Raw genomic sequence first — 18,111 nt, forward strand, 5'->3', positions numbered from 1 at the left:
ATTACCGAGACTTTTTCCGGTTCTTGGCCGCCAATAGTCTGTTTAGCGCTTCGTCAGGCTGTGTTTGCTTCTCCTGTTTCTCTTTTACCTGCTCGTTCTTGACTGCCGCTGGCTTCACCCGATTTCCAGCCGTTCCTACCGGATGAATAAGGGGAGCAGATACGACGTTCTGGTCATCTGTCCGCTCTTCGCGTGTCCGTCTTGTTGCTGAGCGCTTCTCGCCGAGGCGAGACAATACTGCCTGTTGTTCAGAATCGGCAGACGTGGACTTGCGCAATCTCCATAGACTGGAAAGCCTTGCCCACCATTGATCTGGCAACTGCAGACGACGAACGGCGATATCGATCGGCAGCAGCAACGCCGCCAACATCAGTAACCACTCACTGATTGACTGTGTGTCCCATTTATCGGGAAGCGTGCCACCAAAAGCTTCTTCCGGCTTGATGATCTGATTCCCTCCACCAGCACTTAACCACTCTTGAAGTCGCTTCTCACCATCGGCATGTATCCCGTATTCGGGTGAATAGGAAACGGTCAAGCCTGTCGTTTGGCTCGCCGTGACTTGGCCTCGATTTTTTTGTGAGATCTGAATCATGTACGTGCCCGGATCAGCCGTCTCGAATTCACCCTCCATGACACCGGGAGCAACCGGCTTAAGCTTGATGACCTCTCGCTTCATCTCTTGGTTGAGAACGACTGCCTCCATCTCTTGAGGCATGCTTTTACCAGCTGGCATCGTAACCTTCACATTGCCTTTGGCGCCGTTCATGCTCGTGGTCGTCTTCCAAGCGCCTTCTGTAATCTGTGGGAAAGTCCATGCCACGATTTCGTTCCACAGACGGCTGTTTCCTCCCCAAGCCACCCAGTCCGGTGACCACTTCCCTTCCAGATCACTCGTCCAGGCGACAGAACGCCCCAGACCGTACTGCCAGCGTGAGAGAATCGGATCATCGTCAGCACTCATCAAGGATGATTCGGCTGTTTGCTTCGGTGTTGTTGCAATATACGCTCGCACCGGAGGCAATGCTTGCTTCAGCGTAGGCCAAGCTCCCAAGCCTGTATAGCCTGGTACTTGAGGCTTCTCCACAATAAACGTGCGGCTGGCTAAGGCTGTTTCTTTACTGAAGATTTTCGGGATGGATTCGGCATCATTTGCAAAATAGTATCTGCCTTTTCCTAACTCGGCAATCATCTCCAGCAGCCCCCTATCTGAATCATCCCCAAGCGCCACTGTTGAAACAGTAATATTTTCAGCCGTCATTTGTTGGAGCAGGCCCTCGTAATCGTCGTCGAGTGCAGACTGCCCATCTGTGAGCAAGATCACGTGCTTACGCTGTGTGTTCATCGCCTTTACACGTTCGTAGCCCAGTTGCAAGGCAGGGAAAATATCGGTCCCGCCATCCGCTTGAATTCTGCTGATCTGCTGTTGGATTTCATCCAGCTTCGTGACAGATTGTGGAGCTACGACATCCCATGGTGTGTCGTCAAATGCGATTACCCCGATGTAGTCCTGTGCATTCATCATGGTTGTCGCTCGTATCGCGGCTTCCCTAGCTAGTGCCATCTTATCCGCACCTCTGGCATCGGAGCTCATGCTGCCCGACTTGTCGATGACCAGCTGAAGTCCGAGCGAAGGGAGCTGTTCCTTCCCTTTTAAATCCATGTGAACAGGTAATGCCTCTTCGATTGGTGTCTGGAACCAGCCACCCATACCAAAGCTATCTTTACCGCCTGTCATGATCAAACCAATGCCTAAATCACGTACAGCAGTCCGCATGCGTTCCATATCCGCATCAGTCATGCTCGTAGCGGGCACATCTGCCAGTACAATGGAGGCAAATTGCTTGTAGCCCTCAAGCTCCTTTGGCAGCAGTGCGAGATCGCGTAGCTCTACCTTGATATTGCCTGCTTCCAGCGCTTGAATGAGGTTGCTGGCGGCACCTGGATGCCCTTCGGCTACGAGTACAACTGGTGCCCCGGCTACCTGCGTATAGGCTGTTGCCTGATTGTTCGCCGCTACGGTATCTTGTCGTGGCTCGATTTCCACACGATAGCGATGGAAACCCTGCTGCATCGCTTTTTGCGAAAAAACGAAGCGATTGTTGCCTTTGCCAATCTGTACCGTTTGCTGGCCAGCCTCGCGATTGCCTTCATACAGGCGAAGGATAGCTTCGGTCGTTATCGTACTCTCCACATCAACAGTGATGCCGTATTCCTCTCCCGCATACAGTCTTTGTGGCACCTGTACAGATGTAAGGACGACCTCATCCCCGTTTGGCTGCTGCAAGGAAACAGCCTCTACAGCGATTCCTCGCTCCCTCGCCAGTCTCGTCTGCCGTGCCGCATCTCCGCTTGTTTCCAGACCATCTGTTAGCAAAACGACTTTTCCTCTGGCATTGGTAGGGATCATGGCAGACGCCAATCGGATTCCCTCTGCCAAATTGGTTGCATTCCGGTTGACATCCACGCCCAATGGCTGTACCTCTTGGCGTATCGTCATCGGTTGATCGACCGCCGCCTCTGCACCTATTGCAATGACAGCATACTTATCCGCTGCCTGCTTTTGACCGACCGCCTCCCGCAAAAAGGAAAGAACTCGCGGATCGTCCTTCATGGAAGCCGATCGATCTACAACAAACACAATCGTTTTCGCCTGAACAGGTGTCAGCAGCTGTGTCCCTGCCAACGCCAAAACCAGAAGGAGGAACAAGAGCGAACGAATAGTAGCAATTGTTGCCTTTCTGCCGATTGGCATTTGCCTTTGATGTCGCCACCAGCTGATGATGACATACGCAACAGGAAGCAATAACAACAGGAATAGCGGCTGTATAAAGTTAATACCCACGCTGATACACCCTCCATTCCACCAATAACACCAAGAGAGCAAAAGCTGCCAACCAATAGGTCAGCTCCTTCGTTCCCAGTGCTCCTGTCGTGTCAGTCTCTGTTGCTTCCTCACTCTCCTTTTGCTCTTCGGCATTCTTCCGGGCAACGCTCAAGGACTTTGGTGTAATGTTCGATTCTCCCTCATTCATTTGGACAGGAAAATACGTACTTTTGGTGCCTGTATCTACCTCTTCATCAAGGCGATACAATCCGGTTAACTCCGGTAGCTGCATCGTTTTGGACGTGGCGTCCTCCGTAAGAGACTGCTGATGTCCATTCGGATACGTCAAGGTACGTGCTGTCGCTCCCGGTGAGAGTGGGAGGGTCAAGACTTCTCCCGGATGTGCCATAGGGATTGGGGCTGTTTGACCAGGTGACAGCCAGTTGACGACATTTTGCATAAAAATCGGAAAAGCAGGACGCAGCGGGAAGTCCGATGCATGCAAATCAAATCCGATAATGACTATTCGTCGACCGTCTATGATCCCGGCTCTGACCAGATCGACATCGCCTGCGCGTACCAATGGCTTCATACCAGGCATCTCGTCCAATGCGTATCCTTTGGCGATGTGCACATCTCGCCAATCTACGTGCTTGAGCAGCGGGTCATCCGGGGAAACTGGCCTTGGCTGTTGATCTAGCTCTTTTTCTCCGGCAAGTGGCAACCACTCTGTTTTCTTGTTCGGAGCAATCAACAAAAGGTTTCCTTTTGGTAGCTGGTCTGGCACGACTCCGTCAAAAACCCACAAGTCACGCGCATCAGCCGCAGCATCCGGTGCCTGCTGAATCGTTTCCACCTCAAGACTCCCGACTGTTTGCAATACTTGATGGAGAAAGCGGTTCCCCTCTGGCGAATACAATGCTGCTTTTCCCTTCCCGGCAGCGAATGGAACACTCCACATGACATTATCCTGGGAAAGTCCGTCCTGCTCCGGTTCGATGACTGCACGATAGACGCTAGACACCGCCAGCTTCTGAAACGAAAATGTCTGGGAGCTACCCGCCCCAATCGCAAAAGAATCGGTATCCAGCAGCTTATCTTGCTCATCAAAAACCGTGACTTTTCCTTTTGCAGGCATACTGCCGTGATTGTCCACCCGCAGCAGTCCCTCTACCCCTTTTTCCGTAGGTTGGGTCACAAAAACACCGATTGACGTATTCTCCCGGGTGCTTCCCATCTGCATGAACTGAAAGCTTCCGGAAAAGGCAGGGACTGAGCCTCCATCCAGCTTGCGTTCCCCGCTTCCGTCCCCCATCCAAACCACTCCACTGCCTGGTTCATTCTCTGCAATGGCTCCTGCCAAAGACAAGGCTGCGATTTGATCGGATGTCCCGGAAAAAGGCGCAAGCTTTTCGATGGCTTGCAAGAGCGGCTCTTTGTCTGCACTTTTGGAAACTAAAACATTTGGCTCACGCCCTGCCTCAATGAGGGTCATCGTCTGTGTGCTTCCCAGCTTCTCTACCAGTGCTTTTGCCTGTGAAACGGCTCGTTTCAGCCGCGTCTCGTTTCCTTCCTTCGCCATCATGCTCCCTGATGTATCCACGACCAAAATCGTATGGTCCGATGTGATTCCCTCAGTGGGCACGGCCGGTCGGATCAAGGCCAGCACGAGCAAGCAGGCAGCGAGTAGTTGCAGCAGCAACAACAGGTTGCGCCGCAGCCTTTCCCACGGTTTCACCGCTTCCCAGTTTTGCAACGTGCGCTGCCACAGGAGTGTACTAGGTATGACACGATCCTCTACTTTTCGCTTGAGCAGGTAAAGGACGATGATGGCCGGGATTATCAGCGCAAACCACAAGTTGCCCAAACCCATCCACTGCATGTTGTCTCTCTCCTCTCTAGCGAATCAAGCCGGCCTGACGAAAGACATGGAAGACAATCGATTCCAGAGATTGTTCTGCCTCTACAGACACGAAGGCGATTCCTCTTCCATAAGCAAACGCGGACAGTTCTCGTTGATAATCTTGCAAGCTCTTGTGATACTCTTCCATCAAAAGGCTGGTCAAGGATGCTTCTTTTGCCTGCCCGGTCTCTGAATCGATCAACCGCAGCTCTCCCGCATACTCGGGCGAAAGCTCTTCTTTGGAAAGCACCTGGACCAGCGTGACCTCTTGTCTGGCCGCCTGCAAATACGCGATGCCTTCCGTATAGCCTGACTCAAACAAAAAGTCCGACAGCACGATGGATGTGCCAGCTTTGCCCCTAACAGCCCCGGGCTGGCGCATTGCGGTTTGTATATCACCTGCTCCCCCTTCTCGCAGGGAAGATAGGAAACTGAGTAAGCGATGCGCCTGGCTCTTTCCCTGCAGCCCGGTAAGTGCTGCCGTAATGCGGCTGTCAAATGCATAGACTGACACATGATCGAGGTGACACAGGGACAAATAGCCAAGAGCCGCAGCAATCTCGACAGCACGGGTTATTTTGTTCGGTTGCCCGTAGCTCATCGAACGACTGCAATCGATATACAAGTTCACATGAAGCTCGGTCTCATCCAAGTACTTTTTCAAAAACAGCTTGCCTGAACGGGCATACGCATTCCAATCGAGCTGCCGCAAGTCATCGCCGGGAACATACGCCCGAAAGTCTGCGAACTCCATGGAGCTGCCCAGCTGTCTCGCCCTCCGCTTTCCTGCCTGGCTGCCGCTGACCGCTTTGCGACTAGCCATCTGCATTCGCTCCAGTCTGGCGAGCCATGACGGATCAAGCAGGTGTTGATTCATACCTTTTGCGTCCCCAGTTCGTCCAAAATATCCATAATGACGCGGTCTGGTCGGATGCCGTTTGCCTCGCCTTCAAAATTGAGGAAAATGCGGTGGCGCAACGCTGGCAAAGCAACTGCTGTCACGTCCTCGTACGCCAGATTGTATCGCCCAGCCAGTAATGCACGTACTTTTGCCAAGGAGACAATCGCCTGCACGCCACGCGGACCAGCACCGTTGCGCACATATTTGTTCACCGAAGCAATTGCCTGTTGGCTCGGATGCGTCGCTAAAAGCAGCTTCACGGCGTAATCTAGTACCGCATCAGCTACCAGCACTTCACGCGCTGCCTGCTGAATCTCAGCAATCTGCTCGGCTGAGGCCACTTTTTCCACGGTGATCACCTGGCTCGTGGTCGTTTGCCGCACGATCATTTTCAGTTCTTCTTCGGTCGGATACGGCACGTCGATCTTCAATAAAAAGCGATCCATTTGCGCTTCTGGCAACGGGTATGTCCCTTCCTGCTCCAGTGGGTTCTGGGTCGCGAGAACAAAGAACGGATCCGGCAGCGGACGAGTCACTCCTCCAGCTGAAACGGTTCGCTCCTGCATGGCCTCCAATAGGGCGCTTTGCGTCTTTGGCGTCGCCCGGTTGATTTCGTCAGCCAGCACAACGTGAGCGAAGATCGGCCCATGTTGGAATTGGAAGGACTGCTGTCCCTTCTCGTCGACCAACAGGATGTTCGTTCCAGTAATGTCTGTCGGCATCAGGTCCGGAGTGAACTGAATCCGCTGAAACGACAGCTCGAAGGCTTGGGATAGTGTCCGAACAAGCAACGTTTTGCCCAATCCGGGTACGCCTTCCAAAAGCGCATGTCCTCCTGCAAACACGGCCCACAGAAGTTGCTCGACCACCTCTTTTTGTCCTACCAATACCTTTCCAATTTCCTGCCTGACAAGCTCTACTCGCTGCAAGCAATCCTCTAGCGTTTGCTGCGCCATCTCCGTGTCTCCTTCCTGTTGTTGAATGATCTAAGGCTCTATTTTGCTGAAGTAATCCTTCACGATCTGTTGATAATCGCCGGGAATACTGCCTTTTTCCATACTCTCGCGGGCAAATTGCTCATACTGGCCGTAAACTTCCTCGTACGGCAGCGTTCCACCGGAGGTGACTTGTGTGTTTCCGCTTTGCTGTGACTGGGAAGGTCCTGACCCGAGTGAGCCTCCGAGCGTATCAACAGGTCCTTTGTCTCCACCTATGCGATCTGCCGGGACGGTGACGAGCTCGTGTTTGCCTTTTCCTAACCCGGCGCCGCCGCCTTGACCGCTTCCATTGCCATTTCCGCTTCCATTTCCATTTCCGTTGCCATTACCGTTTCCGTTTCCGTTGCCATTTCCGTTTCCATTCCCAGGCTGGTTTGCCGGGTTCGCCCCTTGATTTGGGTTAGTACCTGCTCCCGGTGTCGCCGCTGATGGCTGATTGCCGGGTGACCCAGATGCTGGAGTCGCCTGTCCTGTTGCTGCCGTTCCTGCCCCAGCTCCACTCGCCCCAGCATTTCCTGCTTGTGTGCCTGCACTGGCAAGCGTCATTTGCGACTGATTGAGCGAGGCCGCGGCATGTATAGCTGCGAGCATAGCCTGCTGAGATTGCTGGATGCCCGTCATGGCTTGCATCAAGCTGTTCTCGAGTGCGGTCATTGCTTGAGGCACTTGTCCTTGGGCTGTTTGCTGGGCTGCCTCTGCCAGTTGTTTGGCGATATCCTCCAGCTCCTTCGAGTCGGCAGACTCTGCCTCTTTTTTCAATTGCTCTGCTGCACTTGCGAGTTCACGGGCGATCTCTTCCCGCTCCTTTTGCGGCATGCTTTCCATGGCCTTTGCCATTTGTGCCAGGGCCTCGGTCATCGCTTTTCGATCTTTCGCTTCCATCGCGCCAGCCAAGGCTTTTGTCCCTTCTTGATTACCCAAGCTGCGCTGGAGTGCTTGCAGCGCTTTTTCTTTGCGCTGCTCTGCATCTCTGACCTTCTCCAATTGTTTTTCCGCAGCGCGCAAGGCATTTTGACGTTCTGCCGGGTCGTCTGCTTTCGCCAAAGCCTTTTTTGCCTGCTCTAGCATTTCCTCCAGCTGCTTTTTCTGCGCGTCCGTTAAGTCTGTATTCTTTTTCACGTCCTGTTTGATTGCCTCTACTTCTTCCTCGACCTGCGCGATGGCTTTCTTCTCCTCTGCCATCTGGGCCAGTCGCAAGTCTTGAAGATTCGGCCAAAGAAACAGCACCAGGCACACTAATAGCAAGCTGCTTGTGACATACACCTTTCTTTGGATCAGCGACCAGATGCGGACGCTCTCCACGATTTGCGGCAAATTTTTACGCAGATGCTGCAAGGCGTCTTCCCTCTGCATACCTGCTACCATCGACTGATTCTCTTGATTCTCCCATGCTGTGACGACTCGCTGGGCCAAACCATTACCGTCTGCCACTTGTGCACACTGGAGCCAGGTTGGGCGCATCCAAAGCGCGCGCACCAGACCTGTCATGACAACAAGCACTGGCAGCACAACCGCGATCCAATGGTAAAGCGGAATCGGCCAGATACGGGCAAGGAGGAGGAGGACCAGACTCGCCCCTATTCCCCACAAACCATAAGCAGTTAGCTGCTGTATCCATACTCGCAGGCCCAATTGCTTTCGAATGGGTGCAAGCAGTGACTTCAGCTCGTCGTTCGCTCTAGAGGTAAACATGGCTTATTGCTCCTCTTTTACTTTGCGCAATCTCGGTTTCACTGGCTGAATGAGATAAATGGAGAGTAACAGGCAGAACAATGTAATGACCCCGAAAAACAGACAGTAAACTGCGTACGGGTCCACATTCCCAATCCTGATCTGCGGCCCTTCTTCAAAAATGTTCAACATCGCAAACAATGGGTTAAAATTATGCATGAGATTGGGCCAGTCTGGCATAGTCGCGGATGGCATGTTACCGGTCCGACGCTGGTACCGAATGAACTCTTTGATAATTTCCGCCAGTATGCTCGACCCGATCGCAGATCCGAACACCACGGCATAAGTGACAACCGTAGAGATACCAGTCCGTTTGATCAGCGTGGACATAAGCACACCAATGCTGCCGATACCGAACATCGTAATGATGTAAAAGCCAAACACCTTGATTACTTGTGCAGGTGAAATTCCCCCATACAAAAAGACGATGGCATAGAGGGGGATGGTCGCAATGACCAGAAAGCTCATGAAGCTGAGCGATGCCAGCCATTTGCCTAAAATCAATCGTGTGGCGCTAACATTCGTGGTCAACAGCACACTCAACGTCTGGCGTTCGCGTTCACCGGAAATCACACCTGCCGTCAGTCCCGGCACGACGAAGCCGATCATCCCAAGCTGAAATACAGACAACATCATGAACAGCTCCCGTGTATCATTCGGGTTGTAATAACTGCCACCGTTTGTCATAAAGAAAATGATCGTGAGCGTCATTGCGCCCAAAACGAGCAAATATAACAGGATGATCCACGGTGACCGATTGGTCCGCATCCGCATTTTCCATTCATTGAACAAGACAGGGTTGTGAAATCGTCTCAAGTCGCTCATGAGCCCACCCCTTTCGTAATTTCCAGGAAGATTTCTTCCAAATCACCTACTGCCTCATTAAACGCGGCAACAGGATAGCCTGACACCGCAAGCTCCCGCAGCAGCTCAACCTGTTCTTCGTCATTGCCTGAAAAGCCTGCAACGACCCAGTTCCCTTCACGTGTCACCCTGGTAATGACGGGCATTTCACGCAGGCACGTCATTGCTTCCTCAACCCGATCTAAGAGGCGAATGCGCAATACCCGCTGCTCTTGCATTTTCGAGTAAATCTCATCGACTCGTCCAAAGGCAACCAGATTGCCTTCCTCCACAATCCCGATGACGTCGCACATCTCCGCCAGCTCAGGCAATATGTGCGAGCTAATGATAATCGTCTTGCCCATATCACGCAGTTCCTTCAAAATCTCCCGCAGCTCGATGCGTGCACGCGGGTCCAAGCCAGAAGCCGGTTCGTCCAAAATGAGTACCTCCGGATTGTGAACCAGCGAGCGGGCCAGTCCGAGGCGCTGCTTCATCCCCCGCGACAACGAGTCAACGTAGGCATCCCGCTTGTGCGTGAGATTCACCAGCTCTAATAACTGCGGAATGATTTGTTTTCGTTCGGCTGCCGGAATATCGTAGTTCGCAGCGTAAAAATCAAGGTACTCTTCTGCTGTCAAATTGTCGTAGACACCAAAAAAGTCTGGCATGTAGCCGATCAGCTTCCGCACTTCCTTTGGATGCTTGGTCACTTCGTAGCCGCCTACGTATGCTTTCCCACTGGTCGGCTCCAATAAAGTCGCCAAAATGGACATTGTCGTCGATTTTCCTGCCCCGTTCGGACCGACGAAACCAAAAACGGTACCCTTGTCAATTTCGAGCGAAAGTCCTTTTAACGCTTCCATTTTGCCGTAGCGCTTGCGCAAATTTTGGATCTGGATCACTTCTTGCTCACCTTCCCTTCCACACTGACACTTGGAACCCCAATGTGGCGTTCGTCCTCAAACTGGTGGGCAAATTTGATACGGACAATGCCGTCGCCCGAAACATAAGTAGCGGTCTTGTCACTTGACATGACGTTGTTCATGAATGCTTTTTCAAATGGTTCGAAAGCTTTTGTCTTCCAGTTGTAAACCTCTTTTTCAAATGTCGTATTGTCCTCTGACCAGGTGTACAGATACAAATTGCTGATGGTAAGCTCCTGTCCTTCCTGATTCAGATTGATATCAAACGTAATATCCCCGGCAGGGAGTCGAAAGCCATCGCCGTAATCATCTACCGGAACAGAGCTGCCCGACATCGTCACATCGAATGATCCCGTCGGATAATAAATGTGTCCGTCCTTGGATGGATTTACATGCAGCGTCGAAGTAACCATCGCAATGCTGCTGTTCTCCGTATTTTCGTTTGGTACGACAGCCTCAACAACTTGCTCATCGGTCCAGCCCACGAGTTTTACCACTTCAGACGGACCGCTACGTCTGTCCATCATGTCCAGCATTTCCACGATGAGTTGTTCACGCGTTTCTGTTTCATAGCCATTCGATTGCAGGTGCTGCGGCAGCGCATTCCCCATATTCATCCGATGTTTGTTCCGCCTTGCTTGATGTTGAGAGGCAAACGGCAAGTTCACTTCGATACTGCTGCCAGCCGCCAACTGCGGAAACTCTTGTACCGTTATACCTGTCGAGATCGTCACATCTCGCAGCGAGTACTTCGTATGGTTCGTCACAGTTCCTTTTAGTGCGCCGTTCTCATACGACAGATTCGATTCTATTTTTCCTACGTCTGATAACGTTTGCTCCGTCGCAACCTTGCGCATCGACCAGAATTCTACATCTCGGAAATCAATATGAGTCTGATCTGGCTGTATGGAAATCCACGTTTTCGGAACTTGATCGGTATAATTTCTTTCAATGACGGGCTGGGTCATGCCCTCTCCCTTTAAAGTCAAACGATAGTCGTCATTACTCGGTACGAATAATGCGGTAACACTCACCGTATTCGCCTGTCCGTTGTTTTGCAGCTCCACATAACCTACCTGGTGCAGCTTTACACCTACACCCCGCTGGATGGCACCAATCGAGAAGATTCCGATTCCCGCCACCACCGAAAGGGCAGGGACGATCACCCACATGTAGCTTTGCTTGCGGCCTCTCCGCAAAATATAGAAAAGAACTGGCCCGACAACCAGGGCATAAATTCCGAAAAATACTGCGAACCAGCCAACCTCCGGAATTTTCAAGGATGGGACGCGATCAGCAGCATCCCGAAGCGGCCATACGTCCTCGATCATGCTCCTATTTGAAGCGTTGATGGAAGAACCAAAAGCCTTTACTAATGTATCTGCCCAAAAGCGGCTGTTTCCTGCCCAACTGGCTACTGGTTCCGCCGCTAAATCATAGGCGACGTACAATACTTTTCCGGCTCCCACGTTATGTACAGCCATCAGCGGAATATTTCCTTCGCTATACAGAACTTTCCCTGCCTTCAATGTCCCATTGCTTACAGTAAAGGGGGATGTCAGTGCGATCAGATTGGTCTTATCCACTTTTAAACTAGAAAGTGCCTGTATACTCGTCACTCCTGTCACTTCTACTGGTGACAAATCACCCAAAACGCCTCCGGATTTCTTGTACTGTGCTCCTCCAGCTAAAATCAGCATCCCGCCTGATTTCGTCCAGTCCCGAATCGCTTTGATCTGCTGTTCATTCAATGAATCCAATGCAAAATTGTTGATGACGAGCATATTCATCATCTGGAGCTGTGTACCTGTCACTGGCATATTGTCTGCCTTCATCGTCAAGAGCTGGACAGGGTTATGATTAGAGCCTTTCGGCAGTACACCAAGGAAGTTAGCTGTATCGGGGTTTTCTGCCAACACACCGATCATCAGCGTATCTTCACTGTATGAGCTCCCTGTTATTGGCGTTTGCGCGATCACTTTGTTATTTTGCATCAAGGCCACAAAAGAACTGCTTTGCAGCTCTGATCCAGGAACGATAATCGTTGCCTGCTTGGTCACTCCGCTTGCAATGGAAACCGGCTGATAATTGGCAACTGCGAAGCGACTGTCTCCCCGTTCTCCAGTGGCGACAAAAAGCTCCCCTTCGATATCCGCCCCTCCATTTTTCACCGTGACGACAACGGGAATCATCCCCGTTTGCCTGTACTTCCCTTCAATTCCGACTGTTACTCCTAGCTGAATGTTTCCCTCTGCCAAGGCTGTCCTCGTTAATCCTAAAGGAACACCTGCTACCAACAGGAGGAACGCACAGAAGGCCAGGAGCCATCGCTTACACTGTGCCGTTTTCATTCGTTCAAAACCTCCACGGACCATTCTTTTTTCTTCCTATCTTTTCTACTCATACAGTTATTGACGTTATTTCCAGACAAATAGCTACAATTTTTTTCAAAATGAAGTCTTCGGTTTCATGGAATTTGCGAGATGATTTGCATGAATTTGATTACGGGGACTCACAGGTAAGACATAATGAAAAATAGAAAAAACGTCAGGATCATGCTCTGACGTTTTTTCGTAATCCTTCTATGACATGCCATACCCTACATCCTGAAGTCTCGCCGTATCAAACATATCAGCTATCGCCTGATGAACATGAGGGGGGTGCTCCGCCAGTCGATGACACAAGTACAAGTACCACTCTGTCCCATATGTGAGGTACAAGCGCACTGGAACCCCTTTTTCTCGCAAAGCATGAGCCAGCTCAGGGCGAACCCCGTATAACAGCTCTACCTCTACATTCGGTCGATGCAAATAGTCTCGACCGTCTAGCTCGTCTACAATCGCTTGGTCGTGCGTGGCGAGTGAGCATTCACGCCCAGCTCGTACACACATATCGGCCAGCTCCAGATATCGTTCGTTCAACTCCACGGAACGCCCCAATGCGATTTCCTGAGGCTCCTTGAATGCGCCTTTAACCAAACGAATTTTCCCCGGGAGTCTGAGCACCCGTTTCACATCATCCAGCGAGCGGTGCAAATGTGCTTGAATCGTAATGCCCACATTTTCATGTCGCTGTGCCAAGCGCTCGTACATGCTAATGATCGCCTCTGTTTTCGTCGATTCCTCCATGCTGATCATCAAATAGTGCCCGCTATGTCTCGCCCGCTCCGCCAACTCTTCTACGTGGGAAAACGCCAGCCCTTTATCCAGTAACAAGCCGAGATGGGACAGATCAAAGGAGATTCCGACTGGTGTATGTAATTGGGAGCAATCCGCCGTTAGCGCCAGAAATTCCCGCTGCGCTTCATGTACAATCTGCGAATCCAGCGTATTTTCACCAATGTGTTCCATTGATAGATGGTAGCCCATTTTTTCCAAGCGTTGGGCTATTTTTATTGCATCCGCACGCGTTTCACCTGTCACATAACGTTTCGCAGCAGTCAAAAGCAACGGATATAGCAAGGGCGATGTTCTGACCGCTTCCTTGATTCGTTCATCACGGGCGATTGTACGCAAAATCTCTGCGGTTCTTCTCTCTTCTGGTGTCATCCTTCTCTCTCCTTTGGCAGTGGCATACCTCTTCTCTTCTATCACCCTACCATGGTACGCTTGTTTGGATTAGGTCCAGTTTCCCACAATTTCGAGAGGACCAGTTGCGTAAGGAGGCTCACACGGCTTGTTCTGGATAACCATTGACCGAGAGAAACCGATTCCGTTAATCAGACAAATTTATTCTGAATTGCGCACAAAGATTTTGAGCGGAGAACTGACAGCAGGCTACAAGCTTCCATCTACCCGAAAAGTAGCAAGCGAACTGCACCTCTCTCGCAATGTGGTACTAGAGGCGTACGAGCAGCTACTAGCCGAGGGCTACATCGAGAGCAGACGTGGCTCCGGGTATTTCATTGCCTCGGGCATTTATTTGGAACAGCACGCCCGGATGACAGAAGCTGGGGCTGGGTTGCCGAAAGTGGATCAGCATTTCAACGAAGCCGAGAGCAAGCTAATCGATTTTCGTTCTGGTGTTCCTGCTCTGGAGCACTTTCCTCGCAACCTCTGGGGCAAAACTGTCCAGCGTGTCTGTCAGGAAGCGCCGCTGTCAGTCTTTGGCTATAATCGTCCCGAGGGACGCACGGAGCTACGCACGATTTTGTGTCGCTATTTGTATCGAACGCGCGGCGTGCAATGCGACCCCGAGCAAATCATTATGACATCCGGTGCTACTCAGGCGCTCACCCTGATTGCCAATGTGCTTCTACGTCCTGATAGTCACGTAGTCATCGAGGACCCGATCACGCACGATATCCAGAGTATTTTCACCAGGACAGGCGCTCGTTTACTGCCTGTTCCGACAGATGGCTACGGGATGGATATGGAACAGCTACCGTCATTATCTGCCCATCGCCCCCGCTTCGTATTTGTCACGCCTTCTCATCAGTTCCCGCTCGGCGGCACCATGCCCATCCAGCGAAGACTTCAACTCATTCGTTATGCACGGGAAGCTGACTGCTACATTGTCGAGGATGATTACGACAGCGAGTTTCGTTACGAGACTGCTCCCATCAGCTCCATTCAGGGACTTGCCTCGGAGCGTGTTATCTACATCGGTTCCTTTAGCAAAATCCTTTCTCCCGGACTGCGCCAGGGGTACCTCGTCCTGCCAAAAGCATTGGTAGCTTCCTATCAGCAGGCAAAATGGCTATCCGATTTGCACGCCCCTTCGATTGATCAGCTTGCCCTCGGGGTTTTTATCGAGGAGGGGCATCTAGAGAAATACGTAAATCGCGTGAAAAAGCTGTACAAAAAACGCCGTCAATGCTTGATTGATGCTCTTCAGCTGGCTTTTGGTGATAGTATTCGCATTTGGGGGGAGGCCGCTGGACTGCACATCGTAGCTGCTTTTCCCACGATTCACTTCACACCTGACGTCCTTGCTGCGCTGGAGCAAGCCGGAGTGCGTGTCTACCCGGTCGAGGAACACGCCATTGTCAAAGGCAATCATACAGATAAAATCATTCTCGGATACGGCAATACCAATGAGGCACAGATCGGAGAAGGGGTCGAGAGGATCAGGGCTGTTTTAACGAGAATGCTGGCATCTCTTGATTCTCCATGATTTCCACCCTCTTTCCTTCTTAATTGCCCAAAAGAAGAGCCAAATCTCTCGAATCCATCTCAAGATTTGGCTCTCATTCTACTACTTATCTGTTAGCGAAAGCGTCCGCAGCAGCCAGGAGGGCACCAACGACAGTGATCCGGACATCTCCGTCTGCGGTCAAACTCCCAACTCCGGTAAGGTCTCTGCCATTCTCCTCCACGATCCCATCCTGGTGGACGTTCCCGATCTCTTTGCCAAGGGTAATAAGAAGAATGTCCTTCCCGCGAAGAATACGAGGATTGCCATTGAGAGCTTTGAAAATTCACGCAACCGCCTTCTTTCCTCTTATTTTTGCTGACTATATGTGTATATGCACGGTGACGTTCATCCGCATAGACTACTGACCGTTATCCAAATAAAAGGGTATCTACCTACCTCCTCTATCATCGTCATCTACCTATTTTCTTGTAGGACAAACACCAAAAAACCGGTATTCCTACGAACAGGAATGACCGGCTTTTGACTACCTTAATAGGCTCTTATAATTTCGTCCACAGCTCTTTGCGAGAAGTGGTTACAGATGTCGCACCTGCAAGAATAGCGCGATCAACATCTTCCATTGTACGAATAAAGCCTCCAGCGATAACCGGAATCTTGGTTCGTACAGTGATTTCTTCGATCAGATGGGGAATGATTCCTGGCAAAACCTCGACGTAATCCGGCTTGGTTCTCTCCAGCTGGGTAAGGCTGCTATCTAATGCCATCGTATCAATGAGAAAAAGTCGTTGGATCGAAATGAGTCCTTTTTTCTTGGCAGCAAGAACGGCACTGTTCCGTGTGGTGATGATTCCTTCGGGCTGTGCTTCTTGCGCAAGAAACTCCATCGCATATTCATCAGACTTCAAGCCGTCTATGAGATCAGCATGGATCAGCAGTTTTTTCCCAAACGCTCTGGCCCGTTTCCCCAGTGGCTTTACTTGCGCTACATGAGCATTCAGCAAAATAATGCGCTCGTAGCTGCTTTCCATGAGTTCATCAAATTCTTTTAATGTCCGGGCTGCAGGAAGTATGACTTGATTGATCTGGTTTGCCAATCACGAATCACCCCTATTGAAATGTTTTCGCAAGATGATATTCCTCTTCAAACGCTTTTATTTCATGTTCTTTCCTTTCATCCGACCATTGCAGCTCTTGAGCGAGCTCTTCTCCCACCATTCGATACACAGGCTCCAGTGTATCCCTCTCGAAGAATAGTCTGCCACTGCGACGAATGAGAAAATCGCTCATGGTCATGACCATTTCTTCTTCTACAGCGTAGCGCAGTTCTGCTTTCAACAGGGCTTCGATTGGAGACACATTTTGAGCATTTTGTGTCAAAATCTCCTGGCACATGGTTACGATTTGCTCACTGTTGCTTCCATATTTCCCAACCAGAACGCGGATTTGTTCCTCGGTGATTCCCCATTGGCGAAGTCGCTCTGCTTGTGCTTTCACAAATACAGGAATCTTGGCCGCAGATTCAAATTTTCCGCCAGCGAGGACGATTTTGTCTGTCTGGCAAGCTTTAAATGCTCTGCCTTCTTCTTCGGTCAACTGCTTGACCACCACATCGACAATGCGCTCGGCCATCTTGCGGAAGCCCGTCAATTTTCCACCTGCGATCGTAATCAGCCCGCTCTTGGAATAAAAAATCTCGTCCTTGCGTGACAATTCGGATGGAGACTTGCCATCTTCGTGGATCAGCGGTCTGAGTCCTGCCCAGCTCGAGCTGACATCCTGTTCCGTCAGTTTCACAGAAGGGAACATCTCGTTCGCGGCATTCAACACATACTCCATGTCTTCTCTCGTCACCGTTGGCCGCTCCAGCACACCTTTGTAATTCGTGTCAGTGGTACCGATATACGTACTGTTATTGCGCGGAATGGCAAACAGCATGCGCCCATCGGATACATCGAAATAAACGGCCTGCTTCAATGGAAGTCTGTTATATGGCACGACCAGATGGACACCTTTGGTCAGGTGGAGGCGCTTGCCGTACAGGGAGTGGTCTTTTTCTCGAAGCTGATCCACCCAAGGTCCTGCTGCGTTGACGATTTTTTTGGCATGGAGATTGTACTCCGTACCCGTAAGCAAATCCTTCACGCGAATCCCGATGACTTTGCCGTTTTCATAAATAAAGCCAATGGCTTCCGTGTAGTTCACGCAGAGCGCTCCATGCGCGCTTGCTGTTTTCATGACTTCAACGGTAAGCCTAGCATCATCTGTCCGATATTCGAAATAGAGCCCGCCGCCCTTGAGAATATCGCGGCGCAAAAGCGGTTCTGCCTCCACGGTTTTCTGTTTGTTCAGCATGATGCGTCGTTCTTTTCTTTCGACTCCAGCCAGCACATCGTACACGTACAAACCAACAGAGGTTGCCAGCTTGCCATAGGTGCCATTTTTCACGATAGGCAAAATCATTTTTTCCGGGATGACGATATGTGGCGCATTGCGATACAAAATAGCTCGCTCCCGGCCTACTTCCCGCACCAGCTGCACATCGCCCTGCTTCAAATAGCGCAATCCTCCATGAACGAGCTTGGTAGAGCGACTGCTGGTGCCCGCAGCGAAGTCCTGTTTTTCTACGAGTCCAACGCTCAGACCTCTCGCGGCTGCGTCGAGGGCAATACCTGCTCCCGTCACCCCACCGCCAATTACCAAAAGATCGAGTTGTTTGTTTGCCATTTTATCCAGACAAGCCTGGCGTTGACTTGATGATAGTGCATGTTGATCGTTCATCGTTCTTCTCATCCTTTCTAAAAGAAAAAGACAGCCAATATCCAAAAGAAGCAATGCAATGTCATTGCTCTTCTGATACTGGCTGTCTCCGGAGTCTCCACAGCATG

Annotated in this window: 13 protein-coding genes; 2 read left to right on the forward strand and 11 right to left on the reverse strand. The window is 51.1% G+C overall.

The features are described from left to right. Position 1: 1 nt before the first annotated feature. From BBR47_RS25125 to BBR47_RS25165, 9 genes are all read right to left on the reverse strand, one after another. Entirely contained in the window at positions 2 to 2,845 is a 2,844-nt protein-coding gene (locus BBR47_RS25125) for a VWA domain-containing protein (protein WP_015893254.1), read from the reverse strand. Then, positions 2,835 to 4,709, reverse strand: a complete 1,875-nt coding sequence (locus tag BBR47_RS25130) for a vWA domain-containing protein (RefSeq protein WP_015893255.1) — start codon at positions 4,707 to 4,709, stop codon at positions 2,835 to 2,837. The genes BBR47_RS25125 and BBR47_RS25130 overlap by 11 nt, the downstream gene beginning before the upstream one ends. A 16-nt stretch (positions 4,710 to 4,725) precedes the next feature. Continuing rightward, entirely contained in the window at positions 4,726 to 5,607 is an 882-nt protein-coding gene (locus BBR47_RS25135; protein WP_041749644.1) for a DUF58 domain-containing protein, read from the reverse strand. Then, positions 5,604 to 6,587, reverse strand: a complete 984-nt coding sequence (locus BBR47_RS25140) for an AAA family ATPase (RefSeq protein WP_015893257.1) — start codon at positions 6,585 to 6,587, stop codon at positions 5,604 to 5,606. The genes BBR47_RS25135 and BBR47_RS25140 overlap by 4 nt, the downstream gene beginning before the upstream one ends. Before the next feature lie 30 nt (positions 6,588 to 6,617). Further along, complete coding sequence (locus tag BBR47_RS25145; protein WP_015893258.1) at positions 6,618 to 8,321, reverse strand: hypothetical protein; 1,704 nt, start codon at positions 8,319 to 8,321, stop codon at positions 6,618 to 6,620. 3 nt (positions 8,322 to 8,324) lie between these two features. Beyond that, positions 8,325 to 9,185, reverse strand: a complete 861-nt coding sequence (locus BBR47_RS25150) for an ABC transporter permease (RefSeq protein ID WP_041749645.1) — start codon at positions 9,183 to 9,185, stop codon at positions 8,325 to 8,327. After that, positions 9,182 to 10,108 carry an ABC transporter ATP-binding protein gene (locus tag BBR47_RS25155; protein ID WP_015893260.1) on the reverse strand — a complete coding sequence of 309 codons (927 nt, stop codon included), beginning with the start codon at positions 10,106 to 10,108 and terminating at the stop codon, positions 9,182 to 9,184. Before BBR47_RS25155 ends, BBR47_RS25150 begins: the two co-directional genes overlap by 4 nt. Next, positions 10,105 to 12,480 (reverse strand): DUF7408 domain-containing protein, encoded by a 2,376-nt coding sequence (locus tag BBR47_RS25160; RefSeq protein ID WP_231850520.1) that lies wholly within the window; start codon positions 12,478 to 12,480, stop codon positions 10,105 to 10,107. The genes BBR47_RS25155 and BBR47_RS25160 overlap by 4 nt, the downstream gene beginning before the upstream one ends. Before the next feature lie 231 nt (positions 12,481 to 12,711). After that, positions 12,712 to 13,677 carry a proline dehydrogenase family protein gene (locus tag BBR47_RS25165; RefSeq protein ID WP_015893262.1) on the reverse strand — a complete coding sequence of 322 codons (966 nt, stop codon included), beginning with the start codon at positions 13,675 to 13,677 and terminating at the stop codon, positions 12,712 to 12,714. A gap of 127 nt (positions 13,678 to 13,804) precedes the next feature. Here BBR47_RS25165 and BBR47_RS25170 point away from each other — a divergent pair, with 127 nt between their 5' ends. Next, positions 13,805 to 15,244, forward strand: a complete 1,440-nt coding sequence (locus BBR47_RS25170) for a PLP-dependent aminotransferase family protein (RefSeq protein ID WP_015893263.1) — start codon at positions 13,805 to 13,807, stop codon at positions 15,242 to 15,244. After that, positions 15,231 to 15,584 carry a hypothetical protein gene (locus tag BBR47_RS25175; protein WP_015893264.1) on the forward strand — a complete coding sequence of 118 codons (354 nt, stop codon included), beginning with the start codon at positions 15,231 to 15,233 and terminating at the stop codon, positions 15,582 to 15,584. Before BBR47_RS25170 ends, BBR47_RS25175 begins: the two co-directional genes overlap by 14 nt. A gap of 181 nt (positions 15,585 to 15,765) precedes the next feature. Here the strand turns inward: BBR47_RS25175 and BBR47_RS25180 are convergent, their stop codons facing one another. Together BBR47_RS25180 and BBR47_RS25185 are read right to left on the reverse strand one after the other, a co-directional pair. Next, positions 15,766 to 16,320, reverse strand: a complete 555-nt coding sequence (locus tag BBR47_RS25180) for a glycerol-3-phosphate responsive antiterminator (RefSeq protein WP_015893265.1) — start codon at positions 16,318 to 16,320, stop codon at positions 15,766 to 15,768. 13 nt (positions 16,321 to 16,333) lie between these two features. After that, the gene (locus tag BBR47_RS25185) at positions 16,334 to 18,004 is read right to left on the reverse strand and encodes a glycerol-3-phosphate dehydrogenase/oxidase (protein WP_015893266.1); all 1,671 of its coding nucleotides are present in this window, start codon (positions 18,002 to 18,004) and stop codon (positions 16,334 to 16,336) included. Between the last annotated feature and the right edge of the window lie 107 nt (positions 18,005 to 18,111).

This window comes from Brevibacillus brevis NBRC 100599 (assembly GCF_000010165.1).
Taxonomy (GTDB): domain Bacteria; phylum Bacillota; class Bacilli; order Brevibacillales; family Brevibacillaceae; genus Brevibacillus; species Brevibacillus brevis_D.